This window comes from Serinicoccus profundi (genome assembly GCF_008001015.1).
In the GTDB taxonomy this organism is placed as follows: domain Bacteria; phylum Actinomycetota; class Actinomycetes; order Actinomycetales; family Dermatophilaceae; genus Ornithinicoccus; species Ornithinicoccus profundi.
Window position 1 is genome coordinate 2,981,207 of sequence record NZ_CP042862.1, and the last position, 25,650, is coordinate 3,006,856.

Consider the following 25,650-nt stretch of genomic DNA (forward strand, 5'->3'; position numbering starts at 1 on the left):
GCAGGTTCGAGGGTCTGCGGCGGGTGCCGCACTCTCAGCGCTCGGGCGCTCCCCTGTCGTGGTCGTCTTCGACACTATCACCGTCGTCATCGCCGCCCGCCTCGGGCGGGTGCTCACCTGCGCGGGTGCCCGACTCCTGGTCGGACTCTTTCTCCCGGCAGGGCTGGCGAGGGGGGCCGAGGACCACCTCCATGCCCTTGAGGCTGGAGCGCGCGGTGGCCCAGAGGATGCCCAGCGCCGCCAGGGCGAGGAGGATCCACAGCCCGAGCACCAGCCAGGTGGAGAGGTCAGCCTGCATGACGGAGGCGCTCAACCTTTCGGGGGTCGGGGAGGACAACCGTGCGTGTCGCCACCCGGGCGGCGATGCCCGGAGGTGGATGCGCGCAGACCATAGCAAGAAGAGGTGGCCGACAGGCCTCGCACACCCTTGCGGGTGAGGCGGCCGCCGTGCCGGTCACGGGGCGTCGCCGCCCCTGTGGTCCTGTGGCAGGATCGGAGCATGGGAAATCTCGTCGCCAAGGCCGTCACCGTCGCCGCCGTGCTCGCGGCCAGCTCCATCGCACGCAAGGCGACCGATGGCACCTGGAAGTTCGTCACCGGCAGCGACTCCCCGGCCAACCCCGAGGATCCGGACATCGACCTCAAGGAGGCGGTGGCCTTCGCCCTGCTCTCCGGGGCGCTCGTCGGGCTGGCCCGGATGCTCGCCAACCGGCAGTCGAGCCGGGTCATCGCCAAGGCGAGCCACAAGAGCTCCGAGCAGGTCGCGGACGCGACCAACTGAGCCCTGCACGGCGCGGCATCCTCCTCGCCCGGCATCCAGGTGATAAAGCGCACCTTGCACTCGGGACTACTTTTGTCACAGAATGGCGTGTCCCCGTTCCCATGTCCCCAAGGCCACGCTTATGCCTACTCCCCATTCGGCCGCACAGACGCGACGTGAAATCGCCATCAGTGGCTTCTGGGTCACTATCGATGCCTTGTCCTGGGCCATCGCCCTAACAATCGCCATCTGGGCACGTCTTGAATTTTCCTTGACCATCTTCACAGAATCGAATCTGTGGATCGGAATGGCGATCGTGGCGGGTATTCACGCTACCGTCGGGTTGCTGACGGGCCCTTACCTGGTCCGTCACATGCGTGGAAGTTTTGACGAGATCGCCGCGCTCACCCGGACGGCCCTGATCACCGCTCTGGCGCTCATGGCCATCGCCTGGCTCACGCCGGCCGTCTTCATCCCGCGGTCGAGTGCTCTCCTCTCTCCGGCCCTCGCACTTGTCCTGATGCTCGCGGCGCGCTTCTTCGTCCGGACCTACCGCTCGAGACTGGTGAGCCGCAATCCGCACGGCGAGAAGGTCATCGTCTTCGGTGCTGGGCTGGCCGGCCGACGGCTCGTCCACAACATGCTGCACGACGACCGCTCGCAGTTCACGCCGGTCGCCCTGCTCGACGACGACCGCAACAAGCGTCGGCTCAAGATCGAGGGCGTCCCGGTCGTGGGGACTTTCGCCAAGCTGGCGACAACGGTCGAGAGGACCGGGGCGACCTACCTCGCGGTGGCGGTGCCGCACGCCACGCCCGAGCTGCTGCGCGACGTCCAAAGGCAGGCGCGAGACCTGGACCTCAAAGTGCAGGTACTCCCCCCGATCGAGGACTGGCTCCGCCAGACGGACCCACAGGCGACCGACCTGCGCGACATCAACCTCGAGGACCTGCTCGGACGCCGGGCCGTCGAGCTCGATCAGGAGACGATCTCCGAGCACCTCACCGGCAAGATCGTCCTCGTCACGGGCGCCGGCGGATCCATCGGCTCCGAATTGTGTCGCCAGATTGCACGCTTCGATCCTGCCCGTCTCATCATGCTCGACCGTGACGAGTCCGCCCTGCACGCGGTCCAGCTCTCCATCACCGGCCGAGGCTTGCTCGAGGGAGAGGATCTCCTCCTCGCCGACATCCGGGATGGGGACAATCTGCAGACACAGTTCGCCACGTGCAAGCCAGACGTGGTGTTCCACGCCGCAGCCCTGAAGCACCTGAGTTTGTTGGAGCGCTACCCCAAGGAAGCCTGGCAGACCAACGTCCTAGGCACCCTCAACGTCCTCACCGCTGCCGCGGAGAACGGCGTCGGCACCTTCGTCAACATCTCGACCGACAAGGCCGCCAGCCCCACGTCGGTACTGGGCACAAGCAAGCGCATGGCCGAGCGCCTGACCGCCGAGTTCGCCTTGCGGCAGCCGGGTCGCTACGTCTCAGTGCGCTTCGGCAACGTCCTCGGCTCGCGCGGCTCGGTCATCCCGGCCTTCACCGAGCAGATCCGTCAGGGTGGCCCGGTGACAGTCACGCACAGGGACGTCGAGCGATACTTCATGCTCATCCCTGAGGCTTCACAGCTCGTCCTGCAGGCCGGTGCAATCGGCCGTGATGGTGACGTGCTCGTCCTGGACATGGGCACGCCCGTCAAGATCGTCGACGTTGCCCGTGACCTCATCCGCACCTCTGGAAAGGACATCGAAATCCGCTACACCGGCTTGCGTCCAGGCGAAAAGCTCAGCGAGGTGCTCTTCACCGAGGGTGAGCGCTTCCGGCCGACCGAGCACCCGCTGATCACAGCCGTCAATGTCCCGCGGATGGAGCCGGAGCAGGTCCGACAGCGTCACTTCGGCACCGCCGAGCAGACTGCCGCTTGGCTCGCCGCGCATACGGAACTCTCGCCCGAAACCCGCGCGCTGGAGCGCTCGGAGTGACGGAACGCATCTACCTCTCGAAGGCCGATGTCACCGAGGTCGAGGAGCGGTACGTCCTTGCCGCCCTCCGATCAGGGTGGATCGCCCCTCTGGGACCCGACGTCGACACCTTTGAGCGAGAGGTCGCGGACCGAGTCGGCGTGCGCCACGCGCTGGCGCTGTCCTCTGGCACTGCCGCTCTGCATCTGGCGCTCGTGCATCTAGGGGCCCGTCCTGGCACGGTCGTCGTGCTCCCGAGCATGACGTTCGCCGCCTCAGCTAACGCCGTGGCTTACACCGGGGCGGAGCCCGTCTTCGTGGACAGCCTCATGGAGGATGGCAACGTCGACCCTGATCTACTCGTAGAAGCGGTCGATGACCAGCGCGCCAGAGGTAGGCATGTCGCTGCCGTCATGACCGTGGACCTCTTCGGGAGAGCCTGTGACTACGGGCGTATCGAGCCCGCGCTGGCGGAGCGCGAGGTGCCGCTTGTTGAGGATGCCGCGGAGGCCCTGGGTGCCACGTACAAAGGCAGGGGCGCTGGTGCGTTCGGGCGAACAGCAGCCTTGTCGTTCAACGGCAACAAGATCATGACGACCTCGGGCGGTGGCATGCTGCTCAGTAATGATGGGGCTCTCATCGATCACGCCCGGAAGCTGTCTACCCAAGCTCGAGAGCCCGTCCCGTGGTACGAGCACACCGAGATCGGCTACAACTACCGGATGTCCAACATCCTGGCAGCTCTGGGGCGTGCTCAGCTCACCCGACTCGACACCATGATGTCCCGTCGACGGGACATCAGGCGGCGCTATGTCACAGCCTTGGAAGATGCACCACTGAGGTTCCTGGGCGAGGAAGGAAACCGCGCAGCAGGGCACGACAACTACTGGTTGACCACGGTGGTGAGCGAAGACGCCCATACTGACGTCGACCGTCTCATCAAGTCTTTCAATGACGCCGCGATCGAAGCTCGTCACCTGTGGAAGCCAATGCACAGGCAACCTGTCTTCTCCGGTGCACAGTTCTACGGATCCGGCACGTGCGACGGCCTCTTCGAGACGGGGCTGACTTTACCGAGCGGCTCGGGCCTGGGCGATAGCGAGGTGGATCGGGTGATCGATCATCTCCGGTTGATTCTCGGGCGGGCTGCATGAGCTACCGCGGCAAGCGCATACTCGATCTGGCCGTCGCCATCCCGGTGGCCGTGGTCACGGCACCCGTTCAGGTCGTGGTCGCCGGTGCAATCCGGGGCACGATGGGCAAGCCGGTCCTATTCCGACAAGAGCGTCCGGGCCTGCACGGCAGAACCTTCACCATCCTCAAGTTCCGGACCATGCTGAGCGAGGAAGCGGCGGGGTCTTCCGACGACGCCGCGCGGCTGACCTCCCTCGGACGGGTTCTCCGTAGCACCAGCCTTGACGAGTTGCCAACCTTGTGGAACGTCATTCGCGGGGACATGAGTCTGGTCGGCCCACGCCCCCTGCTCACCGCCTACCTGTCGAGGTACTCGCCCGAGCAAGCCAGGCGCCATGAGGCCCGTCCCGGCCTGACCGGCCTTGCGCAGGTCAAAGGCCGCAACAGCCTCTCTTGGGAAGAGAAGTTCAGGTTCGACGTGCAGTACGTGGACTCCCACACGGCCATCATGGATCTACGCATCATGGCAGCAACCATTACGGCGGTTCTAGGACGTAAGGGCATTTCAGCCCCTGACAGCGCCACCATGCCAGAGTTCCTCGGGTCCGCCGAGGCGGCACCGGAATCCCACTTCGTATGAGGGATCTGACCATCGTGGGGGCCGGTGGGTTCGGCCGGGAGGCGTGGTGCCTCGCCTCGCTGCTCAACGACACGGAGTCACGGTGGGGTGTAGTCGCGATCCGGGACGACCGACCCGCTCACCACCGCCAGCTTTGCGGCGACCTAGGGGCGGACATCCTCGGACCCATACACGAACTGGATACTCGGGTGGAGGAGGTCGTAGTCGCAGTGGGTGATCCGTCCATCCGACGGTCCATCACGCAACGACTCCCAAGCGACACACGCTTCGCCACGCTGGTGCACCCGCGCGCTCATCTCGGCCCCCGCGTTACCCTGGGCGACGGTTGCGTGGTGGCTGCGGGCGCCACCCTTAGCACCAACATCCAGGTCGGCAACCACGTTCACATTGATCAGAACGCCACCATCGGCCACGATTGCGTCCTTGGGGATTTCGCTCGAGTAAATCCGGCCGCTTGCCTCTCCGGAACGGTGTATGTCGGTCACGGAGCCCTCGTAGGTGCCAACGCCACCGTTCTGCAGGGTCTGGACGTCGGCGCCGAGGCCGTGGTCGGGGCCGGCGCCGTCGTGACCCGGGCCGTCGCCGCGACCATGGTGGTCAAAGGGGTGCCTGCGCGATGACCACACCGCGCCTGATGTACGCGGTCACCGCCCCCATCTCAGCCCTCATCTTCCTCGAGGGCCAGCTCAGGGCAGCACGAGAGGCCGGGTTCGACGTGCACGTCCTGTGCGGATCCGACCCTTCCGGCCGACTGTCCCGGCGGTGTGCGGAGGAGGGGGCGACGCTGCACGAGGTAGAGGTGACGCGCACTCCCTCGCTGCGCAGCGACGCCCGTGCTTTCCTCCAGGTGGCCGCGGCACTGCGGCGGGTCCGGCCCCAGATCATGGTGGCGGGAACGCCCAAGATGAGCCTGCTGGCTCTCGCCTGCGGCAGCGTTCTGCGCGTGCCTCACCGCATCTACCTCTGTCACGGGCTGAGGTTCGAGGGGGCGTCCGGACTGCGCCGGACGGGGTTGACCCGTCTCGAGCTGCTTCTGTCGTGCCTCGCTCATCACGTCGTGGCGGTCAGCCCCAGCGTGGCTCAGGGACTCCGCACAGCAGGCGCACCGGACGGACGCGTGACTGTTCTAGGGAGCGGGTCGCCCAACGGCGTGGACCTCGAGCACTTCCAGCCGCCGTCCTCGGCTGACAGAGCATCCGCTCGCGATGAGCTGGGGCTGCGGCCCGAAGGTCGCGTCCTGGCCTTCGTGGGTCGACTGACGGGGGACAAGGGGTTGTCCACCTTGGTCGCGTTGGCCACTGCCCTGGGCAACAGCGATGAACCGGAAACCGGTCGTGGGTGGCTGCTGGTCGTCGGCGAACCCGAACCCCACAGCGCCAGGGACCAGGCGGACATGGCAGCACTTCTCGCGAACCCTCGGGTCGTCTTCGCCGGACATCAAGACGACATGCGTGTGCCCTACAAGGCCGCGGACGTCCTCGTCCTCCCGACCAGGCGGGAAGGACTACCCACCGTGGTGATTGAGGCTGCTGCTATGCAGATCCCCACCGTCGCCTACCGCGCCACCGGCACCGTCGATGCCGTCATGGACGGCGAGACGGGACTGCTGGTCACCCAGGGCGATGTACCTGCTTTCGTTGCGGCTGCGCACCTCCTGGTCAGCAATGAACGTCTGCGTGATCAGCTGGGTATACAAGCTCGCGAACGTGTCGAACGCGACTTTTCTCGTCCGCTGGTCTGGAGACAGTGGACCGAGTACCTGAGGACCCTTGTCGCGCATGCCCCTCCCGTTGCCTCTCGACGGGCTGATGGCCATCCACATCAAGGATGCACCTCTTGACGAGCTCCGGCAGCATCCTGCCCCTTGGGTCGACCGCCGTTTCACGGCATGACGGTTCTCTTCACCAGGCGGCGGGGGGTCGACGAGAGGCAGAATCAATGGCTCCTCCGTGCCCGTACACTTGCTGACATGCGCTTGCAGCGAGTGAAGGAGTCGGCACGACGGGCTTATGGAGAGATCGTCAAGGGGAGGACGAGGGTCCAAGTTATTCATTCCGCAGAGGCTCCCGCCGGTACCCAGGCCCGCTTTATCTTGTCCCCATACCGGTCTGGGACGACCCTGCTGAGGTACTGCCTCGACTCCCACCCAGACATCGCCGTGCCGCCCGAGTCCGATTTCGTGTCCCTTATAGCGGCAGTTATGGAAGACGAGGCCAGCATGGCCGGCTATCGCGACCTCGGGTACGACACCGAACATGTCCGTGAACTACTCGCCCATACTGCGCGAGTGCCCCTCGATACTTACGCCTCCGGTCGGGAGTCCAGACTTGGCTGGGTAGATAAATCCCCGCGATATGCAGAAGAGCCTCTAAGGATCCTGGCTCTTTTCCCCGAGGCCCGATTCGTCATCATGCATCGCCATCCGCTGGACCAAATTCATTCCTTCACCCGAGCCGGGTCGTTCAAGCATCCTGCTCTCGGCTCATCAACCATGGGCAAAGATCTCGTGTTGACCGCGGCAAGATACTGGCACCGCACAACACGAGGCTTGACAGCCCTCGGCGAATCAGAAAACACTACCGCGCTATCAATCAGGTATGAAGACCTCTGCAGCGATCCCCGGAACACTCTAGGCAGTATCACGTCGCATTTTCACCTGCCGTGGAACGAGTCGGTTCTCAACTACCACCTCCATAACCACGACTTAGGTCGCGAAGCGGGGCGCGTGGCAGGTACGCGCGGGTTCAGTCTTTCCACTGGCGGGTGGGGCGCATGGCAACAAGATTGGATCGACGACACCTGGGACATCGTGGCATCTGCAGCCCAAGATCTGGGGTATAGCAAAGAGCCCTGGCGACAGGGCTCATAAGATGGAGGATAGAGAGACCTGGCTGAGCGCCCAAACACCAGGAGGGCCATCCGGGTGCGTCAACTCAGCCATGACCCTGGGGCCGTTGAGGTCTAGGGCGGGAGCGAACCGACACGGGGCGAGAACTTCCTCGCAGTACGGCCCTTGGAGAGCTGTCGCCTGATGGATCACCTACTCCCCACATTGGTCGTCGCCATGACTGTAGTGTTCGCGTTGGCGGCGGCTGCGCGTCGGTCGATGGGCGCAGCGCTGGTGCCGGTGTTGGCCAGCTTCTCTTTCAACAGTCTGATCGGCGTTCTGGCCATCCACGCCATCGGGCTAGGCAACGATGCTCAGTTGTACGACGACACGGCCAGAAGCACTCTCTCATTCTGGCGTGAAGGAGCTTCGAGTCGGCCCGCCGAACTCGAGGACAGGCAAGGCTACATCGTCGCGCTTGCTGCCATGTATGGTGCATTCGGCACAACCCCCTACCCCATGATCATCTTGAACGCTGCAGCGGTGGCAAGTACCGCTCTCGTCCTAGCGCATAGCACCAAGATGCTGGGTGGAGGGACCGCAGCCGTCCGCCTCGCCCTGTGGAGTGGCATGTTCGTGCCCGGCTTGCTCTTGTGGACCAAAGACCTCATCAGAGAGCCCTTCATCTTCCTTTTCACTGCTCTCGCCGGAATGGCTGCCCTGCGCTGTGCCTTGAAACTACGTTGGGGCGCATGGGCTGCCATAGCTTTCTTAGGCCTGGCCGGCACCCGCCAAGAATCGGTCGTCACTTTGGGCATCGCCATTGTGATGGCACTGATTTTTGCTAGGCGCGACACGCTCGATCGCCGCTTTTTCGTTCTTGCCGTCTCAGCGGTGCTCATCACTCCTGTCCTGAGCTACGTCTGGGCACAACTACCATCATCCGATCTGCAGTCATCGAGGGTGGCCGTCGCTCGCGGCACGACCAGCATCGCCTCGTCCAGTACCCTCCCGGTCGACCCGCTTAACTTCGGTCGCGCATTGCTGGGTCCTCTACCATGGGAATGGACCGGCCCCCTGCTGGTCCTTGCCCTGGATGCAGTGTTCTGTTGGATTGTTCTTTTCTGCGCCATCAGATGGCTTCGACACCACCCTTCGCCAGGCCTCTGGGTGCTCTTCGTGCCTGCCATGGCGCTGTACGTGGTGGTTTCCATCACCGCTGCTTACAACTATGGCCTCTTGATCCGAATTCGAACTCAACCGCTTATGCTGCTACTTCCCCTCGCGTTCGCGGGTCTAGCCGGACCCAAGGCGGCGAGCTACGTCTGGCCCGAATCAACCAAGTCGGTCACGACCGAGCTTGGGGGTAGGCGTAGGAGGTCGAGCTACTTACCGAATAGGGCGAAGCACTGAGACCGCTCCGCCTCCAACTTCCCGTCAGTTCGGAGGTTTGTGTGCGATTTTCGCGGCCAACAAGACGAGGAGTAGTGCGCCGGTAAGCTCTCCGGTCGCCCACCCCAGCGCAGCCCCGGCGCTTCCGTAGCGAGGGGCGAGGGACAGGACCGCCACAGTGGTGACGACCAGGCTCGCCATAACTGCCCCCAGGTACGCACCGCGGCGACCTGCAGCCACCGTCGATACCGTGAGTGACGTCGAGACGAATAGCGGTATCCCGGCCGCAAAGATGGCAGCGATCAAGACTCGCGCAGGCACAAAGTCCTCACCGAACGCCACCAACATCAGCCACGGTCCCATCGCAATCATGCCTACGGCAGCAGCGCAGCCGACCAACGCGGCGATAAGGGCGCTATGGAGGCCGTGGCGGGCGACGCTGCGGCGGTCACCAGTCATGGTGGCCTGCCGAATCTCGGGTGAACGTGCCTGGCCAATCGCCTGGGCCAGTATCGATCCGATCCGCACGAGGTAGGCCGTAGCAGCGAAAATCCCGAGCTCCGCGACTCCGACTGAGCGTTCGATCACCAAGCGTACGACCGTCTGATTCATGGACAGCAAGACAGCCACACCTCCCAGGGGGGCAAGGTTGCGAACTATCCGCCACACTTGTCGAAGATTTCCGCGGCGATCCTGTCGGATTCGTTCACGACCCTCGAGCATAGGAGTGATGGCGAGAGATACGAGAGCCGCACCCCAGACTGCGCCAGAGAGCTGGCCTGTTCCCAACAAGCCCACCACGGTGCCGACCACTAGTCCTGCAGAGCGACTAACATTCGCCCCGGCAACCATCCGCATCCGCCCTAGCCCTTGCCAGTAGCCGTGCACCATGAAGGCGTAAGACTCTGAAAGCCGCGCTAGGGCTAAGGGAACGGCGACGCTGAACAGCCCAGGCGTGGGGTAGATCGCCGCGATGAGAACGCTCAGGATGAAGGCCGCTAGCCCTCCGAGTGCCATGGCATTCCGGTACTCGGGCCACCTGGTCTCGGCCTCGGGGTCGCTCGCCAACTTGTCTTGCAGCCGCAGGTGACCGAACAGAAAGAAGGGGGAGACGATGGCCAACGCCAAAGTGTATGTTCCGACAGCGCCGGCGCCCAGGCTGCGCCCGAGGACGATGAGGACGGCTCCCTGGGCAATCGTCAGCGAAAACTTGCCTGCGACGAGAACCACCGTCCGCGACCGAAGGAAGCGGCCGAAGAAGCGCATCAGCCGTCCTTGATCGCCTGCTCGACCGAGGCGACATGCAGCCGCACCCCCAGCCGCTCCACCCAGCGGTCGCGGGTGTCCAGCACCTCGGGGAAGTCGTAGCCGGTGTCGACCTGCAGCACGGGGAAGGGCACCTTGGCCGGGTAGAACGCCTTCTCCGCCAGCCGCAGCATGACGATCGAGTCCTTGCCACCGGAGAACATCAGCACCGGCTTCTCGAACTCCGCCGCGACCTCACGGAAGATGTGGATCGACTCGGCCTCCAGCTCATCGAGCTGGGAGAGTCGGTAGCTGCCGTCGACTGTCACTCCTGCGCCTTTCCCCTACGGATGCTGCAGCGTGTCACGATATCGGACTTCGTGTCGCAACCTCGCATCGCGAGCGGCTAGGTAGATTGCTGCTGGGCAAGTCCCTATTGTTGCCCGGTGGGTTCTCCGTCCCGACCCGCCCCCGAGAGCACCGGAGTATGCGTGGAACTCACTGATTACCTACACCTCGTCCGACGTCAGTGGCGACTCATCGTCGCGGTGTCGCTCGCTGTCTTGCTCGTCACGGCGCTCATCACCGCACTGACGACGCCGCAGTACCGCGCGCAGGCGCAGGTCTTCGTGTCCACCTCCAGTGGTGACACTGCTACAGACCTCGCCCAGGGATCCAATTTCGCCCAGCGACAGGTCGCGACATACGCCGACATCGTGACCACCCCGATCGTCCTGGACCCTGTCGCTGATGAGTTCGACCTCAATGGCTCGGCCGGGCTGTCGGGTCGCACCACGGCGCAGGTTCCCGCGGGCACCGTTCTCATCAACCTGAGTGTCACCGATCAGAACCCGCAAGACGCGGCGGCGCTCGCCAACGCCATCGCCGAACAGTTTTCTCAGACCGTGCAAGATCTCGAGCGTGCCGACTCATCCGGCGACAGCCCCGTGAAGGCGACAGTAGTCCAACCCGCCGCCGTTCCAGCCGTGGCCGACTCCCCAGACGTGGTGCGCAACCTGATTCTGGGCGCAGTACTAGGCCTGCTCTTGGGTCTTGGATCAGCAGTCCTGCGCGATCTTCTCGATGCCCGCGTGAAGGGTGAGGCAGACGTGCAGCGGGTGACTGAAGGACCCATCGTGGGCGCCATCGCCTACGACAAGGACGCCCCCGAGCACCCCCTCGTCGTCCAGATCGACCCGCACAGCCCCCGAGCCGAGGCCTTCCGCACATTGCGGACCAATCTGCGCTACATCGATGCCGACAACCAGCCGAAGACGTTGGTCTTCACGTCCACCATCCCCGGTGAGGGCAAGTCCACGACGACGGCCAACCTCGCCCTCACCCTGGCACAGTCCGGGGCGACCGTGTGCCTCATCGAGGGCGACCTCCGTCGGCCGCGGCTGCTGGAGTACCTCGGTCTGGAGAACGCAGCCGGCATGACGGACGTCCTGGTCGGACGCGCCGACCTCGACGACGTGCTGCAGCCTTGGGGCGAGAGCCTGTGGGTCCTGGGCTGCGGGCCCATCCCACCGAACCCCAGCGAGCTGTTGGGCTCTGCCGCCATGAGCCGCCTCATCGACACTCTCGAGGGACGCTTCGACTACATCATCATCGACAGCCCGCCGCTGCTGGCCGTCACCGACGCCGCCATCCTGTCGACCCAGGCCGACGGTGTCATCGTCGTCGTGGGGACCAAGCTCGTCCGTCGTGACCAGCTCGACCGGGCGCTGGGAAACCTGCAGAAGGTCGACGCCGAGTTGCTGGGGCTCGTGCTGAACCGCCTACCCGTCAAGGGCCCGGACGCCTACTCCTACGCCTACGAGAGCTACCAGTCGGACGCCGCCCTCGAGGCCCAGGGGAAGCGCGCGAAGTCGCGCCGAGCCCGTCGCAAGAGCAAGCAGAGCAGCTGATCCGTGGAGCTCTCGAGTCGGCAGGGCAACACGCTCCTCATCGTGCTGGCGCTGGGGGCGGTCGGCGCGTCCGGCTACGCCATCTGGAACGTCCGCCAGATGCCCGAACCGACAGCGCAGGTCCTCAGCAGTCCCACACCGACCGAGGGCACAAGCACCACACCCACCGCAACGTCAGATTCCGAGAACGGTCAGACAACGGAGGAGACCTCGACCCAGGCGTCCGACAACGAGTCGACCTCGTCCGCGGATGAGGAGCCCCCGGAGTCGTCCGACCCGGAGGAGACGACGACGGAGCAGGCGGAGCCGACCCTGTCCGACTGGAGGTCGGCCTGGAGTGACGGCGCCGACCTCCTGGTCATCGGCGACGGCTACAGCAACCTGGAGTCGCAGTGGGTGCAGCTCTGGGCCGGCCGGCAGGCCGAGGGCCGTCCTACCCTCGTCAGCCACTGGGCCGAGGGCGCTGACGACGCCTTCAACGACCCGATCGAGCTCTCCGACGGTGAGGGTCCTGACCTGCACGTGTGGAGCGCCAGTCGCGACGGCACGACGATCCGCGAGGCGACCAGACGCGTCGACCGTTTCATCGACGCCTCCGCACCACCGGACGCGGTCCTCGTCACCCTCGGCGGGTCGAGCGGCGACGAAAACATCCCCGAGCAGCTTGACCAACTGCTCGACGAACTCCCGGACGTGCCGGTGCTCGTCACCGCAGGACCGTCAGGGCTCTACGAACCGGGGGTGGCCGACGACGTGGTGGCGTGGGCGAAGGACAACGACGACCGGGTGTCGCTCGTCGACCTGCGCGAAGCGACGTCCGACGAGCCCACCGCGGAGGAGTGGGCTCTCGCCTTCGACGAAGGCACCCGCGACAGTGACTAGGGCTCGCATTTTCGGGCTCCTCTGACGCTTCCGTGGGTGTTCTGGCGCGCCGTTGACGTGCGCACGCCGCTCTCTGCTTAGGTTTCTGGCTTGTCGAAGGTCAGTCACCAAGTGAGGCGGAGAGCGGCGTGCAGAACGTCACCCTATGGCGTGGGCTCCTGGGAGTCGAGAAGACGGTCCTCGAGCGGGTCGAGCTCGACGAGGGCGAGGAGGTCGTGGTCGCGCACGTGCGCCCCCGGAAACGGGCTCGCAGTCGGTGCGGGCGGTGCGGGCGGCCGGGCCCGGGGTATGACCAGGGCGAGGGCCGGCGCCGGTGGCGGGCCCTGGACCTGGGCACGGTCCAGGTGTACCTGGAGGCCGAGCGCCACGGATGAACTGCCGCACTCACGGGCCGACCGTCGCTGCGGTGCCCTGGGCCCGGCACGGGGCCGGGCACACCCACGCTTTCGACGCCCAGGTCGCGTGGTTGGCCACGCAGTGCTCCAAGACCGCGGTCACCCAGCTGATGCGCATCGCCTGGCGCACCGTCGGCGCGATCATCACCCGGACCCGGGAGGAGGTGGAGTCGGCCACCGACCGGTTCGCCGGGCTGCGACGGATCGGGATCGATGAGATCTCCTACAAGAAGGGCCACCGCTACCTCACGGTCGTGGTCGACCACGACTCCGGTGTCCTTCTGTGGGCCGCGCCCGGGCGGGACAAGGCCACCCTGCACGCTTCTTCGACAAGCTCGGCCCCGACCGGTGCACCCAGCTGACCCACATCAGCGCTGATGGGGCCGAGTGGGTCAGCACGGTCGTGGCCGACCGGTGCCCGCAGGCGGTGCGCTGTGCTGACCCGTTCCACGTCGTGGCCTGGGCCACCGACGCCCTGGACGAGGTCCGCCGGGACGCCTGGAACAGCGCCCGCGGCGCGGTGACCCAGCGACGGGCCGCTCGCGCGTCCGGGCACGCCAAGACGCTCAAGGGCGCCCGGTACGCGCTGTGGAAGAACCCGGAGAACCTCACCGAGGGCCAGCAGGCCAAGCTGGCCTGGGTCGCCAAGGCAGACCCGCGCCTGTACCGGGCCTACCTGCTCAAGGAAGGCCTACGCACCGTCTTCCGCCTCGACCTGAAAGACGCCGAGGAGGCCCTGGACCGGTGGGTGTCCTGGGCCCGCCGGTGCCGCATCCCCGCGTTCGTGAAGCTGCAACGCAAGATCCTCAGACACCGCCGCTCCATCCTGGCCTCGATCGAGCACGGCCTGTCCAACGGGCGCATCGAGTCCGTGAACACCAAGGTCCGCCTCATCACCCGGATCGCCTTCGGGTTCCGCTCACCCCAGGCCCTCATCGCCCTGGCCATGCTCAGCCTCGGCGGCCACAAGCCCGCCCTCCCAGGCCGGAAATGACCCACGGATCAGTCAGGAGAGCCCATTTTCGTAGGTGGGTCTCAGCCCGCGAAGTCGGGCTCCCGCTCCCCCACGCCCAGCAGCTGGGCGAGCGCCGCGACGCACCTCGTGGTGGCGTTGCCGTCGCCGTAGGGGTTGACCGCGTGCGCCATCTCCCGGTAGGCGCCGGGGTCGTCGAGAAGCCGGGACACCTGACGGACGACGTCCTGCTCCCGTGTGCCGATCAGCCGCACCGTCCCCGCGGTGACGGCCTCGGGGCGTTCGGTGTTCGAGCGCAGCACGAGCACCGGCTTGCCCAGTGACGGCGCCTCCTCCTGGACACCCCCGGAGTCCGTCAGCACCACCGTGCTCGCGGCCATGAGCCGGGTGAACTCGCCGTAGGCCAGCGGTTCGGTCACGAGGACGTTGGGCAACCCGTCCAGGGCCGGGAGCAGGGCTTGGCGCACCAGCGGGTTGCGGTGCAGCGGCAGCACCATCGTGACATCGGGGTAGCGCCCGGCCAGGACACGCAGGGCACGCCCCACCCCCTCCATCGCCGTCCCCCAGCTCTCCCTGCGGTGGGTCGTCACCAGGAGCACCCGTCGAGCCTCCTCCTCCAGTGCGCCGAGCCGCGGGTCGCTGAAGGGCACGCCCTGGCGTGAGGTGTGCAGGAGCGCGTCGATGACCGTGTTGCCGGTCACGACCACATCTCCGGCAGGGATGTTCTCCCGCAGCAGGTTGTCCCGCGCCGTCCGCGTCGGGGCCAGGTGCAGCGTGGCCAGCTGGGAGGTGACCCGCCTGTTGGCCTCCTCCGGGAAGGGGGACCGCAGGTCACCGCTGCGCAGCCCGGCCTCGAGGTGCACGACAGGGATCTCGCGGTAGAACGCGGCGAGGGATGCCGCCGCCACCGTGGACGTATCCCCCTGCACCACCAGGGCGTCGGGGGACGCTTGGGCCAGCACCGGGTCGAGACGCTCGAAGACCTTGGCCATGAGGCCGTTCAGGCTCTGCCCGTGGGCGAAGACGTCGAGGTCGACGTCGGGGACGATGCCGAAAATCTGGTTGACCTGGTCGAGCATCTCCCGGTGCTGACCCGAAACCACGGCGACCGGGTCGAACCTCGGGTCCTCACCCAGGCCGCGCAGCAGTGGCGCCACCTTGATCGCCTCGGGCCGGGTGCCGTAGACGGTCATGACCCGCAGCGGCCCCGGGGTCATCCTCGCTGGTCCCGCCAGAGCCCCCGGGTGTCCACGACCGGTGCCCGCCCGCCCCAGCCGTGCTCGCGGAACTCTCGGTGGTCGACCAGCAGCACGGCTGCGTCGGCCACGGTCTGCGCCTCCTCCAATGACGCAAGGCGGACGTTCTCCATGACCTGCAGACCTGGGGGCAGTTCCTTGACGTTGGGTTCGACAGCCATGATGGTCGCCTCGGGGCAGCGTCGGGCGAGTTCGGCCGTGATGGCGAGGGCCGGGGACTCTCTCAAGTCGTCGATGTCGGCCTTGAAGGCCAGTCCGAGGGTGGCGATGGTCGGGGCCTTCACCCCAGCGATGGCGCGCAGCACCAGGTCGACGACATGCTCAGGCTTGGCGTCGTTGACCTCGCGGGCGGCGCGAATGAGGTGAGCCTCCTCAGGCGCTGCAGACACGATGAACCACGGATCGACCGCGATGCAGTGTCCCCCCACCCCTGGTCCCGGCTGCAGGATGTTGACCCTGGGGTGCTTGTTGGCCAGCTCGATCAGCTCGAAGACGTCGACGCCGACCTTCTCCGCGATGATCGACAGCTCGTTGGCGAAGGCGATGTTGACATCGCGAAAGGCGTTCTCCGTGAGCTTGGCCATCTCCGCGGTGACCGCGTCGGTGAGAAAGATCTCCCCGCGGCAGAACGTCGCATACACCTCCTTGGCGCGTCGGGCCGCCGTCGGCGTCAAGCCGCCGACGATGCGGTCGTTGTCGACGAGCTCGATCATCACCCGTCCGGGCAGGACCCGCTCCGGGCAGTGCGCGACATCCACGTTGAGGCTTCCTCCGTCGACACCCGTCGTGAGCTCCGGGCGGGCGGCGGTGATGCGGTCGGCCACGTGCTGTGTCGCCCCAGGCGGCGAGGTCGACTCGAGGATCACCAGCTCTCCGCCCTTCAGCTGCGGGATGAGCCCATCGGTGGCCGCGTCGACGTAGGTCAGGTCCGCCCGATGACCCTCGGCGAAGGGGGTAGGGACCGCGATGACGTAGACGTCCGCGGACGGGGTGTCCTTCTGAGCGCTCAGTGTGCCCTGTGCCACCGCCTCGGCGACGTGCTCTGCCAGGTCGGGCTCGACGAAGGGCACTTGACCGGCGTTCACCGCATCCACGTGGCGGTCGCTGACGTCCACGCCGACCACCTCGTAGCCAGACCGGGCCAGTATTGCTGCCGTGGGCAGTCCGATGTAGCCCAGGCCGATGACGGCGACGCGCGGGCTCATCGCGCATCCCCCGCCGGTCGCCGGCTCGCGTGCTCCCCCAGCACGAGGTGGCGCATCTCGTCATCGTCGATCTGATGGCTGGAGCGCAGCCGGGTCACGTAGAAGATCGCGCCGAGCGCCACCCATACACCGAGCGCGATGAAGGACGGGGTGCCGAGCTGGGCGGGTGAGCCGGGCAGGAGGAGCAGTCCCAGGAAGAGCACGCCGGTCAGGGCACCGAGACCACTGAGCACCTTCCGGCCGCTGGAGCGGGTGTCAGGCGCACCCTGGTCGCTGCCCGACCACTGCCACAGCTTGTATGCCGCGAGGCAGGTGTAGGTGTAGGCGATGGTGACGCCGACGGAGGTCATGTCGACCACCCACAGGAGGGCCTCCCGGCCGAAGAGCGGGGCGATGAGGCACAGACCGGCGGCGAACCACACGGCTCGGCCCGGCGCCCCCGCGTCGTTGACCTTGGCGAAGAACGGCGGCAGCACCCGGGCGCGACCCATGGCGAAGAGCAGGCGGCTGGCGGAGACGTAGAAGCCGTTGAGGCCGGTGGAGACACCCATCACGACGGCGATGGCGAGCAGCACCAGCCCGAGGGGACCGAAGAGCCGCTCCAGCCCGTCGGCGGTGCCCCACGCAGGTGCGTCGGCGACCATCTGCGGCCAGGGCTGGGCCACCGCGGTCGCGATGAGCATGGCGACATAGATCCCGGCGGCCGCCACGATGGCCAGGATGATGAGCCCGAACGCCTTGGTCGGCGAGAAGTCGAACTCCTCGGCCGCCTGCGGGACGTTGTCGAAGCCGACGTAGGCCCACGGCGCGATCGCGACGATCATGAGCACGGCGGACAGGGGCGACACGCCATCGGGGAAGCCAGGCTCGAGGTTCGACAACGGGGTGCCGGGGTGCAACCAGGTCGCGATCATTATGCACGCGACGGCGGCCAGCATGACCAGGCAGAAGGCATACTGCACCCGTCCCGAGAGGGTGCCCCCACGGGCGTTGAGGAAGGCGAAGAGCACCAGCGCCGCCGACGCGACCACCACCTCGCCGAGGTAGACCTGCCAGCCGGCGACCTCCCACAGCGGCACCCACTCCACGACCGGCGGCAGCAGCCGGCGGAAGAGCAGAGCCAGCGCCGAGGCGTTGAGCGCGATGATCGAGACGTAGCCCAGCACCAGCGCCCAGCCGGCGATGAAGGCGTGCGTGCGCCCGAAGAAGGTGTAGGCATAGGCATACTCCCCACCGCTGACCGGGAAGTGCCGGATGAGCAGGCCGTAGCTCACCGCGATGAGGCACATCAACGCCCCTCCGATGAGCAGACCCAGGCTCGCCCCCAGCGGGCCGGCCTGCGCCAGGAGATCCTGCGGGAGGACGAAGGCGCCCCAGCCGATCGCCGAGCCGAGGGCCACCGCCCACACCCACTGGGGTTTGAGGGTCTTGCGCAGCTCTTGCCGGTCCGCGGGAGCGCCCGCCTGATCAGTCATGGTGCCCGAGTCTAGAGGCACCAGGCGGGACGGCCATGGCGCACAGGCCCTAACCCGCCGCAGGCTCCAACCGGAATCCCACTCCACGGACGGCGGTGATCCGCACGGGAGCCTCCGCTCCCTCGAGCTTCGTACGCAGCCGCCCGACCGTGTTGTCCAAGGTCTTGGTGGAGCCGAACCAGTTCTCGTCCCAGACCTCGGTGATGAGCACCTCGCGGCTCACGACCGCTCCACGCCGCGCCGCCAGGAGGGCCAGCACGTCGAACTCCTTGGTCGTGGTCGGCAGGTCGACCCCGCGCACCAGGACGCGCCTGGCATCGACGTCGATGTGCAGCCCGCTCTCGACGGAGGTCTCGCGTGCGCCGCTGTCCGGCTCTGGCGACCGGTTGAGGGAGCTTCGACGCAACAGTGCCCGGGTGCGCGCCTGCAGCTCGGCGAGGCCGAACGGCTTGGCGAGGTAGTCGTCGGCACCGGTGTCCAGCCCCACGACCCGGTCCAGCTCACCGTCGCGGGCGGTGAGGATGATGATCCCGCCGGGGTAGCCACCCTCCCGCAGGGCACGGCAGACGTCGATGCCGTCCATGTCCGGGAGCCCGAGGTCGAGCAGGACCAGGTCGACGGGTGGCTGCCCGGAGAGCACCCGGTCCACGGCTGGCTGCCCCTGGGCGAAGCGGTCGACGGCATGACCGTCCCGCTCGAGGGTGCGCACGAGCGGGGCGGCGATCTTGTCGTCGTCCTCGACGACCACCACCGAGGTCATGACAGGCATCGTAGGCAACGCCAGCCCGATGGTGATGACACCGGGTCGCGCTCCGGGTGTCGCGGCCCGCGCACTGCGCCGTCGGGCCGACCAGGGCGGCCTGACCCTCATGGGGTCTCCGTCTCGGTCGCCGAGTCCTGTCCCGTGTCGGTGTCGGAGGTCTCGACCGGTGCGGGCTCGGGTGAGGTGCGGCTCGCCGCCCCCTTCGAGTTGGCCACCTGGACCCGCGTGACGTCGGAGTAGTCCACCTGCCCGCCGCCGGTCCGCGACCAGGCCCGCAGGTCGTAGCTGCCGTCCGGAGACTTGTGGGTCTGCCAGTTGCAGACCACCGGATCGGTCGTCCCCTGGCACAGGGAGGCCCAGGCGCCAGAGCTGGTCATGCGCATCTCGACCCCCTGCGAGACCACCCTTGCGCCCGTGTCGGTGCGCTCGGCCGTGATCCGGACGGTGGCGCGCAGCACCTCTCCCGGCACCCGGAGGGCGACCGGCGAGCCGTTCGACACGGTGACCGGGGCACTGACCCAGCTGGAGACGTTGTCGTAGGCGTCGACGGCCCGCGCGCGCACCTCGTACGCACCGTTGGCGCTCAGGCTGGTGTCCCAGCTGCAGCCGTAGGGGCGGGTGGTGTCGGTGCACAGCGGGCTCCACGAAGCGACGCCGGCCGCCCGGACCTCCACGACGACCTGCGCCACCGAGCTCTCGGCGTCGGAGGCCTCGACATTCACGGTGACGACCCCCCGGGCCGGTGAGGCCAGCGGACCCAACGACACGGTGGGTGACACCCAGTCGAGGGCGGCCGCGACGGTGGCGGTGCTCGTGCTGCGATCGGTGAAGGTGGCGGAGGAGGGTGCCGCCGTCACCATGAGCGAGAGCACGGCCGCCAGCGCGAGGAGGACGAAGGAACGCAGGTGGGTCACGCCGTCCTCCTGGTGGTCTCGTCGGTGTGCGGTGCAGATGGTGGGGGGCTGAGGGAGCGTCGCCGTTTGTCCCTTGACCGGCGACGCCCCCTCAGCAGACAGGGGCCCTGTCGCCGTCACGGAAGGCGGCAGGACCCCCGGGGCCTGGTCCGGAGGTGGACCGGCCCTGACCTGACGGCTGTCCCAGTGCCGCCAGGTTGCGTGTGAGCTCGAGGAGAGCCAGGAGCGCGATGACGCCGGCCGGGACCCCGATGACCAGCATGCGCACCTCCCGGTCCGCGAGCGCGATGAGCAGGTATCCCACGGCGGGCACCGTGTGCGTGACGACCGGCTGGTCCTGCGCCAGGAGACGGAAGGTCCAGGGGTCGACATCGGCGTTGGCGTCGCCCTTGGTCCGCATGACCGCCCCACCCTGCTCGCCCGGCTCGATCTCCACGATCCGGTGCGTGACCAGGGTGGTCACCCCGCTGTCGGCCGGGGGCAGGTAGGTGATGACGTCCCCGACCTCCAGGTCCTGCACCGGGCGCGGCTCGGAGAAGACGACCGAGCCGCGCTCGATGGCACCCGACATGGAACCCCCGGTGATGACGTAGCGCTCGTAGCCGAGCAGGGACGGCAGCAGGTATGCCGCGCACGCCAGGATCACCGCCACCATGGTGAGGTTGCCCAGGTGACCGGCCAGGCGGCGGGTGCGGGTGGTGAGCTGCGGCACGGTCATCTCCTCGGGTCAGCGGTGGTCGGGGCGGTGGTGGTCGGCGGAGCCGGTCACTGGTCGGTGGTCTGGCCCTCGGCCTGGACGGCGTCCCAGACGTAGCTCGCCGAGGCGGTCTTGCCCTGCTCGCTGTTGCCGGCGGCCTCGTCGAGCGCCACAGTGAAGGTGAAGCTGCGCGCGTCACCGGCCTCGACCTCGCCCAGCGCCTGCTTGACGCCGTCCTCCAGGCCACCGAACGTCCCGTCGTAGACGACCGTCCCCGCCGTGGTGTCGGTGATCGTCAGCGTGAGGTTCTTCGCCGAGAAGCCGTTGGTCGAGGAGGACTCGGTCAGCGAGAAGGCGGCCGGTAGCGACCCGGTGTTGGTCAGGGTGAGGGAGCCGTTGACGACATCGCCGGGCGGGGCGAGGATCTTGGAGCGGGTGGTGTTGCTGGCCATGTCGAGACTCCTGTGACGGTCACCCCTGCAGGTGATCTGGTTGGTGTCTCCGACGCTACGCAGCCTTCGTCCACGGCTCGTCCACGCGAGATCCCGCTCTGATCCACATCTTCGCCACAGCCTTTGTGACCGACGAGTAGCAAAGGCTCAGGTGGTGGCGCCGGGCTCCGACGCGGGCACGTCCGTGGAGAGCTCGAACCAGGCGCAGGTGCCGCCTCCGGGCGCCGGCTCGAGCCCGACCCGGCCGCCGTGTGCGGTGACGATGCGCTGCACCGTCGCCAGCCCGATCCCGTGGCCCTGCAGAGGCGCGTCCTCGTGTCCGGAGCCGCGGACGAAGGGCAGGAACACCCCGTGCTGCTGCCCGGGGGGCACGCCGGCGCCGTTGTCGGTGACGCAGATGCGCCAGCAGCCCGGTCGTGGCTGCGCGTGCAGCCGGACGGCGGGGGCGACCCCCGGCCGGGTGAACTTGAGGCTGTTGTCCAGCAGGTTGAGCAGCACCGAGTAGAGGAGCGCGCCGTCCGCCGGCACGACCGGCAGGTCCTCGACCTGCACCCGGGCGCAGGTCTGGCGGACGAGCGGGCTCAGGTCCAGCAGCACCCGGTCGGCGACCTCACGTAGGTCGATCTGGGTCGGCCTGGGGCGGCCGCCGTCCTCGGCCCGCGAGAGCACCTCCTGGATCATCCCGCTGAGCCCCTTGGCGGCGTCGGCGATCCGAGCGACCGCACCGGAGAGCTCCGGGTCCTGCTGGATGGCCGGCTCACCGGCCAGCAGCTCGGCGTTGGCCCGCACGGCCATCAGCGGGTTGCGCAGGTCGTGGCTGACCTGGGCTGCGAAGTGGGACAGCTCTACGTTCGACCGGGCCAGGGCGTCCCGTGCCTCGGTCAGCTCACGCAGCGAGGTGGTCAGCTGCCGGCTGCGCAGCCGCAGCTCCAGGATGTCGGTGGCCCTCGCCGCGAGGAAACCCAGCGCGTCCCGCTGGGCGTCGGTCGTCCTCCTCGGCCGGTGGTCGAAGACGCACAACTGGCCGACAAGAGCGCCGTCCGGGCTGCGCATGGGCGCGGTCGCGTAGAACCGGATGCCCGGATGCGACGCCACCATCGGGTGGTCCGCCAGGCGCTCGTCCATCTGGGCGTCCGGGACCACCAGCGGGTCCTCGATCTGCACCGCCGTGCACAGGGACTCCCCCAGCGCGCACACCTCCGGCTCGGTGCCAGTGGCGGCGATCCGGTGCTCGCTGGTAGCCGTGAAGAGGGTGACAGCCGATCCGGGGGCGTCGAAGATGCGCGCCGCCAGGTTGGACAGGGACCGCAGCTCGTCGTTAGGCGGCCCGCCGATCAGCCCGTAGCGGTCGGTCTCACCGACCTCTGCGTGCGCAGCCTCCCCCTCGCGGCTCATGTCCCGACCCGGGTCTCAGTCCCGGATCATCCCCGCGCCGACGGTGACGCCCGAGGCCTGGTCGATGAGGATGAACGAGCCGGTGATGCGGTTCTGCTCGTAGAGGTCGACCATGAGCGGCTGCTGGACACGCAACCGGATGCGGCCCATCTCGTTGAGGCCGATCTCCTCGGCGTCCTGGTCGCGGTGCAGCGTGTTGACGTCGAGGCGGTAGTCGATCTCCTTGACCAACGCCTTCACCGTGCGGGTCGTGTGCTTGAGCAGCAGCTTGGACCGCGCCTTCAGCGCACCCGGGGACATCCAGCAGACCATCGCGTCGATGTCCTGCGTCTGCTCCGGCTGGTTGTTGACCCGGGCGATCATGTCGCCGCGGCTGACGTCGACGTCGTCCGCGAGCCGGATGGTCACCGACATCGGGGGGTATGCCTCGTCCAGCTGCTTGTCGAAGGCGTCGATCGCCTCGATGGTGCTCGTCATCCCGCTGGGGAGCACGATGACCTCGTCGCCCGGCTTCATGACACCACCGGCGACCTGACCGGCATACCCGCGGTAGTCGTGGAACTCATCCGACTTGGGACGGACGACGTACTGCACGGGGAAGCGGACGTCGCGCATCTCCCGGTCGGAGCCGATGTAGACGTGCTCGAGGTGGTGCAGGAGGCTGCTGCCGCCGAACCACGGCATCTTCTCGCTGCGCGTCACGACGTTTTCGCCCTGCAGGGCCGAGATCGGGATGACCGTGAGGTCGGGCACGTCGAGCTTGCGCGCGAAGGCGGTGAACTCGGCCTCGATCTCCCGGAAGGTCTCCTCCGCGAAGTCGACGAGGTCCATCTTGTTGACGGCCAGCACCAGGTGCGGCACCCGCAGCATCGACAGGATCACCGCGTGGCGGCGCGACTGCTCGGTCATGCCCTGGCGGGCGTCGACGAGCACGAGGCCCAGGTCGGCGGTGGAGGCACCGGTGACCATGTTGCGGGTGTACTGCACGTGCCCGGGGGTGTCGGCGATGATGAACTTGCGCCGCGGGGTCGCGAAGTAGCGGTAGGCGACATCGATGGTGATGCCCTGCTCGCGCTCGCTGCGCAGCCCGTCGGTGAGCAGCGCCAGGTCGGTGTAGTCGAAGCCCTTGTCCTTGGACGTCTTCTCCACCGACTCGAGCTGGTCCTCGAAGATCGCCTTGCTGTCCAGCAGCAGGCGGCCGATGAGCGTCGACTTGCCGTCGTCCACGGACCCCGCCGTCGCGAAGCGCAGCAGGTCCATCCCGGTCTCGGTCCCCATCAGAAGTAGCCTTCCTTCTTGCGGTCCTCCATGGCGGCCTCGGAGAACTTGTCGTCACCGCGGGTGGCGCCGCGCTCGGTGATGCGGGAGGCCGCGACCTCCTCGATGATCTTGTCCAGGTCGTCGGCGGCCGACTCCAGGCACCCGGTCAGCGTCAGGTCGCCGACCGTGCGGAAGCGGACCTGCCGCTCGGTGACGGTCTCACCCTCGCGCAGCGGGTTGAACTCGCTCTCGGAGAAGAGCATGCCGCCGCGCTCGAAGACCCGGCGCTGGTGCGCGAAGTAGATCGAGGGGATGTCGATGGCCTCGCGGCGGATGTAGTCCCACACGTCCAGCTCGGTCCAGTTGGACAGCGGGAAGATCCGCATGTGCTCGCCCTCGTGGATGCGCCCGTTGTAGAGGCTCCACAGCTCGGGGCGCTGGTTCTTGGGGTCCCACTGGCCGAACTCGTCGCGGTGGGAGTAGACCCGCTCCTTGGCGCGCGCCTTCTCCTCGTCGCGACGCCCACCACCGAAGGCGGCGGTGTAGCCCTCCTCCTCGATGGCGTTGAGCAGGGTGCCGATCTGCAGCCGGTTGCGAGGCGTCTTGCCGTCGTCGACGACCACGCCGTCCTTGATCGCCTGCTCGACCGAGGCGACGTGCAGCCGCAGCCCGAGCCGCTCGACCCACCGGTCGCGGGTGTCCAGCACCTCGGGGAAGTCGTAGCCGGTGTCGACCTGCAGCACCGGGAACGGCACCTTGGCCGGGTAGAACGCCTTCTCCGCCAGCCGGAGCATGACGATCGAGTCCTTGCCGCCGGAGAACATCAGCACCGGCTTCTCGAACTCGGCCGCGACCTCACGGAAGATGTGGATCGACTCTGCCTCGAGCTCATCGAGCTGGGAGAGTCGGTAGTTGCCGTCGACTGTCACTCCTGCGCCTTTCCCCTACGGATGCTGCAGCGTGTCACGATATCGGACTTCCGGCCGCACTCCCGCATCGTTCCGCTCGCTGGCCGGCCTGACCTAGGGTGCAGGGGTGAGCACACCGCCTTCCCCGTCGCCGTCCTACCCCGGTGTCCCCACCCTCGACGACCTCGAGCTGGTGCGCCACGGCCTGCTCCCGCGCGACCTGGTCTCGGTGCCGGACGGCCCCCTCACGCTGAGCGACGCCGAAGGGGTCCCGGTGGTCGAGGTGTCAGCCGACGGCGAGCTCTCCTGGCTCTCCCCCCGCTCCTCCCGGCCCTTCGAGCGGTGGCACCTGACCGATACCGAGGTCGAGCTGCCCGTCGCGCTCGTCGGTGACGAGACCGCGCTCGCCGCCGTCCCCGGTGACACCCGCACCCTCGTCGTCCTCGCCTCGACCGACGGCGACGACAACCAACGCGACCTCGACCTCGTCCGCGCCGCACGCGCCACCGCAGAGAGGTCCGGGTATGCCCTCCGCGTCGCGCCGCTCGGCCACGGCACCCCACGGCGGGCGGACAAGGTGGCACGGCTCCAGCAGTCGCTCGGTGGCCCCGAGCAGGTCCACGACCTCACCTCCGCGACGGAGGGATCGGCATACCCCGCCGGACGTGGTGGTGTGGTGGTGCTGCTCACCGGCCTCTCCGGCTCCGGCAAGTCCACGATCGCGCGGGCCCTGCGCGACCACCTCGTCGAGGAGGAGGACCGCACCGTCTCCCTGCTCGACGGCGACGTCGTGCGCCGCCACCTGTCCGCCGGGCTGAGCTTCTCCCCCGCCGACCGCGAGACCAACATCCGCCGGATCGGGTGGGTCGCCGCCGAGATCGCGCGGCACGGCGGCACCGCCATCGCCAGCCCCATCGCGCCCTTCGAGAGCACCCGCCAGGACGTGCGGCGGATGGTGGAGGGACGCGGCGGCCGGTTCGTGCTCGTCCATGTCGCCACCCCGCTGGAGGAGTGCGAGCGGCGAGACCGCAAGGGCTTGTATGCCCGGGCCCGCGCCGGCGAGATCCCGGACTTCACCGGCATCAGCTCTCCCTACGAGACACCCACCGACGCGACGCTGACGCTCGACACGACCGGCCGGGAGGTCGAGGAGCTCGTGCACCACATCCTGGCGGCGATCGCGCCTCCCGGACCCACCCGATGACCC

Annotated in this window: 23 protein-coding genes and 2 pseudogenes; 12 read left to right on the top strand and 13 right to left on the bottom strand. The window is 67.7% G+C overall.

The window, feature by feature from the left end:
- Positions 1 to 34: 34 nt before the first annotated feature.
- Positions 35 to 298 carry a hypothetical protein gene (locus FA582_RS13905; protein ID WP_010147493.1) on the bottom strand — a complete coding sequence of 88 codons (264 nt, stop codon included), beginning with the start codon at positions 296 to 298 and terminating at the stop codon, positions 35 to 37.
- Positions 299 to 499: 201 nt separating this feature from the next.
- On the opposite strand from FA582_RS13905, the gene FA582_RS13910 reads away from it, so the two are divergent.
- The 8 genes from FA582_RS13910 to FA582_RS13945 all read left to right on the top strand — a co-directional run bounded on the left by FA582_RS13910 (position 500) and on the right by FA582_RS13945 (position 8,734).
- A complete protein-coding gene (locus FA582_RS13910) occupies positions 500 to 781 on the top strand; it encodes a DUF4235 domain-containing protein (RefSeq protein WP_010147494.1) in 282 nt (93 codons plus the stop codon).
- Between the two features lie 196 nt (positions 782 to 977).
- Positions 978 to 2,741 (top strand): polysaccharide biosynthesis protein, encoded by a 1,764-nt coding sequence (locus tag FA582_RS13915; RefSeq protein WP_158640884.1) that lies wholly within the window; start codon positions 978 to 980, stop codon positions 2,739 to 2,741.
- The gene (locus tag FA582_RS13920) at positions 2,738 to 3,874 is read left to right on the top strand and encodes a DegT/DnrJ/EryC1/StrS family aminotransferase (RefSeq protein WP_010147496.1); all 1,137 of its coding nucleotides are present in this window, start codon (positions 2,738 to 2,740) and stop codon (positions 3,872 to 3,874) included. Before FA582_RS13915 ends, FA582_RS13920 begins: the two co-directional genes overlap by 4 nt.
- Complete coding sequence (locus tag FA582_RS13925) at positions 3,871 to 4,494, top strand: sugar transferase (RefSeq protein WP_010147497.1); 624 nt, start codon at positions 3,871 to 3,873, stop codon at positions 4,492 to 4,494. The genes FA582_RS13920 and FA582_RS13925 overlap by 4 nt, the downstream gene beginning before the upstream one ends.
- Positions 4,491 to 5,114 carry an acetyltransferase gene (locus tag FA582_RS13930; RefSeq protein ID WP_010147498.1) on the top strand — a complete coding sequence of 208 codons (624 nt, stop codon included), beginning with the start codon at positions 4,491 to 4,493 and terminating at the stop codon, positions 5,112 to 5,114. Before FA582_RS13925 ends, FA582_RS13930 begins: the two co-directional genes overlap by 4 nt.
- Positions 5,111 to 6,334, top strand: a complete 1,224-nt coding sequence (locus FA582_RS13935; RefSeq protein ID WP_010147499.1) for a glycosyltransferase family 4 protein — start codon at positions 5,111 to 5,113, stop codon at positions 6,332 to 6,334. The genes FA582_RS13930 and FA582_RS13935 overlap by 4 nt, the downstream gene beginning before the upstream one ends.
- Positions 6,335 to 6,463: 129 nt before the next feature.
- The gene (locus FA582_RS17755) at positions 6,464 to 7,363 is read left to right on the top strand and encodes a sulfotransferase family protein (RefSeq protein ID WP_158640885.1); all 900 of its coding nucleotides are present in this window, start codon (positions 6,464 to 6,466) and stop codon (positions 7,361 to 7,363) included.
- A 195-nt stretch (positions 7,364 to 7,558) separates the two neighbouring features.
- On the top strand, positions 7,559 to 8,734 hold the full coding sequence (locus FA582_RS13945; protein ID WP_141567598.1) for a hypothetical protein: 1,176 nt from the start codon (positions 7,559 to 7,561) through the stop codon (positions 8,732 to 8,734).
- A gap of 24 nt (positions 8,735 to 8,758) precedes the next feature.
- Here the strand turns inward: FA582_RS13945 and FA582_RS13950 are convergent, their stop codons facing one another.
- Both FA582_RS13950 and FA582_RS13955 read right to left on the bottom strand, forming a co-directional pair.
- The gene (locus tag FA582_RS13950; protein ID WP_010147501.1) at positions 8,759 to 9,979 is read right to left on the bottom strand and encodes a lipopolysaccharide biosynthesis protein; all 1,221 of its coding nucleotides are present in this window, start codon (positions 9,977 to 9,979) and stop codon (positions 8,759 to 8,761) included.
- A 2-nt stretch (positions 9,980 to 9,981) separates the two neighbouring features.
- Positions 9,982 to 10,287, bottom strand: a pseudogene (locus tag FA582_RS13955) (phosphoadenosine phosphosulfate reductase domain-containing protein); the annotation flags it as partial.
- Positions 10,288 to 10,449: 162 nt separating this feature from the next.
- On the opposite strand from FA582_RS13955, the gene FA582_RS13960 reads away from it, so the two are divergent.
- The 3 genes and pseudogenes from FA582_RS13960 (at position 10,450) to FA582_RS13970 (ending at position 14,139) form a co-directional block, all read left to right on the top strand.
- Positions 10,450 to 11,868: a tyrosine-protein kinase domain-containing protein gene (locus tag FA582_RS13960; protein ID WP_033228871.1), complete on the top strand. Its 1,419-nt coding sequence runs from the start codon at positions 10,450 to 10,452 to the stop codon at positions 11,866 to 11,868.
- Between the two features lie 3 nt (positions 11,869 to 11,871).
- On the top strand, positions 11,872 to 12,750 hold the full coding sequence (locus tag FA582_RS13965) for a lipase/acylhydrolase (RefSeq protein WP_010147505.1): 879 nt from the start codon (positions 11,872 to 11,874) through the stop codon (positions 12,748 to 12,750).
- Positions 12,751 to 12,878: 128 nt separating this feature from the next.
- Positions 12,879 to 14,139 (top strand): annotated as a pseudogene (locus FA582_RS13970) (ISL3 family transposase).
- A 41-nt stretch (positions 14,140 to 14,180) separates the two neighbouring features.
- Here the strand turns inward: FA582_RS13970 and wecB are convergent.
- The 10 genes from wecB to cysD form a co-directional block, all read right to left on the bottom strand.
- The gene (wecB, locus tag FA582_RS13975) at positions 14,181 to 15,335 is read right to left on the bottom strand and encodes a non-hydrolyzing UDP-N-acetylglucosamine 2-epimerase (RefSeq protein WP_010147509.1); all 1,155 of its coding nucleotides are present in this window, start codon (positions 15,333 to 15,335) and stop codon (positions 14,181 to 14,183) included.
- On the bottom strand, positions 15,332 to 16,579 hold the full coding sequence (gene wecC, locus FA582_RS13980; protein WP_010147510.1) for a UDP-N-acetyl-D-mannosamine dehydrogenase: 1,248 nt from the start codon (positions 16,577 to 16,579) through the stop codon (positions 15,332 to 15,334). Before wecC ends, wecB begins: the two co-directional genes overlap by 4 nt.
- Positions 16,576 to 18,054, bottom strand: coding sequence for an APC family permease (locus tag FA582_RS13985; RefSeq protein WP_010147511.1), 1,479 nt, complete (start codon positions 18,052 to 18,054; stop codon positions 16,576 to 16,578). Before FA582_RS13985 ends, wecC begins: the two co-directional genes overlap by 4 nt.
- A 49-nt stretch (positions 18,055 to 18,103) precedes the next feature.
- Positions 18,104 to 18,814 (bottom strand): response regulator transcription factor, encoded by a 711-nt coding sequence (locus FA582_RS13990; protein ID WP_010147512.1) that lies wholly within the window; start codon positions 18,812 to 18,814, stop codon positions 18,104 to 18,106.
- A gap of 107 nt (positions 18,815 to 18,921) precedes the next feature.
- The gene (locus FA582_RS13995; RefSeq protein ID WP_010147513.1) at positions 18,922 to 19,731 is read right to left on the bottom strand and encodes an Ig-like domain-containing protein; all 810 of its coding nucleotides are present in this window, start codon (positions 19,729 to 19,731) and stop codon (positions 18,922 to 18,924) included.
- Positions 19,732 to 19,822: 91 nt separating this feature from the next.
- A complete protein-coding gene (locus tag FA582_RS14000) occupies positions 19,823 to 20,443 on the bottom strand; it encodes a signal peptidase I (protein WP_010147514.1) in 621 nt (206 codons plus the stop codon).
- Positions 20,444 to 20,496: 53 nt separating this feature from the next.
- A complete protein-coding gene (locus FA582_RS14005) occupies positions 20,497 to 20,880 on the bottom strand; it encodes a COG1361 family protein (protein ID WP_010147515.1) in 384 nt (127 codons plus the stop codon).
- Positions 20,881 to 21,027: 147 nt separating this feature from the next.
- The gene (locus FA582_RS14010; RefSeq protein WP_010147516.1) at positions 21,028 to 22,275 is read right to left on the bottom strand and encodes a GAF domain-containing sensor histidine kinase; all 1,248 of its coding nucleotides are present in this window, start codon (positions 22,273 to 22,275) and stop codon (positions 21,028 to 21,030) included.
- A 15-nt stretch (positions 22,276 to 22,290) separates the two neighbouring features.
- Positions 22,291 to 23,553 carry a sulfate adenylyltransferase subunit 1 gene (locus tag FA582_RS14015; protein WP_202798086.1) on the bottom strand — a complete coding sequence of 421 codons (1,263 nt, stop codon included), beginning with the start codon at positions 23,551 to 23,553 and terminating at the stop codon, positions 22,291 to 22,293.
- Complete coding sequence (cysD, locus tag FA582_RS14020; RefSeq protein ID WP_010147518.1) at positions 23,553 to 24,464, bottom strand: sulfate adenylyltransferase subunit CysD; 912 nt, start codon at positions 24,462 to 24,464, stop codon at positions 23,553 to 23,555. The genes FA582_RS14015 and cysD overlap by 1 nt, the downstream gene beginning before the upstream one ends.
- Positions 24,465 to 24,570: 106 nt before the next feature.
- On the opposite strand from cysD, the gene cysC reads away from it, so the two are divergent.
- A complete protein-coding gene (cysC, locus tag FA582_RS16655; protein WP_010147519.1) occupies positions 24,571 to 25,647 on the top strand; it encodes an adenylyl-sulfate kinase in 1,077 nt (358 codons plus the stop codon).
- Positions 25,648 to 25,650: the final 3 nt, after the last annotated feature.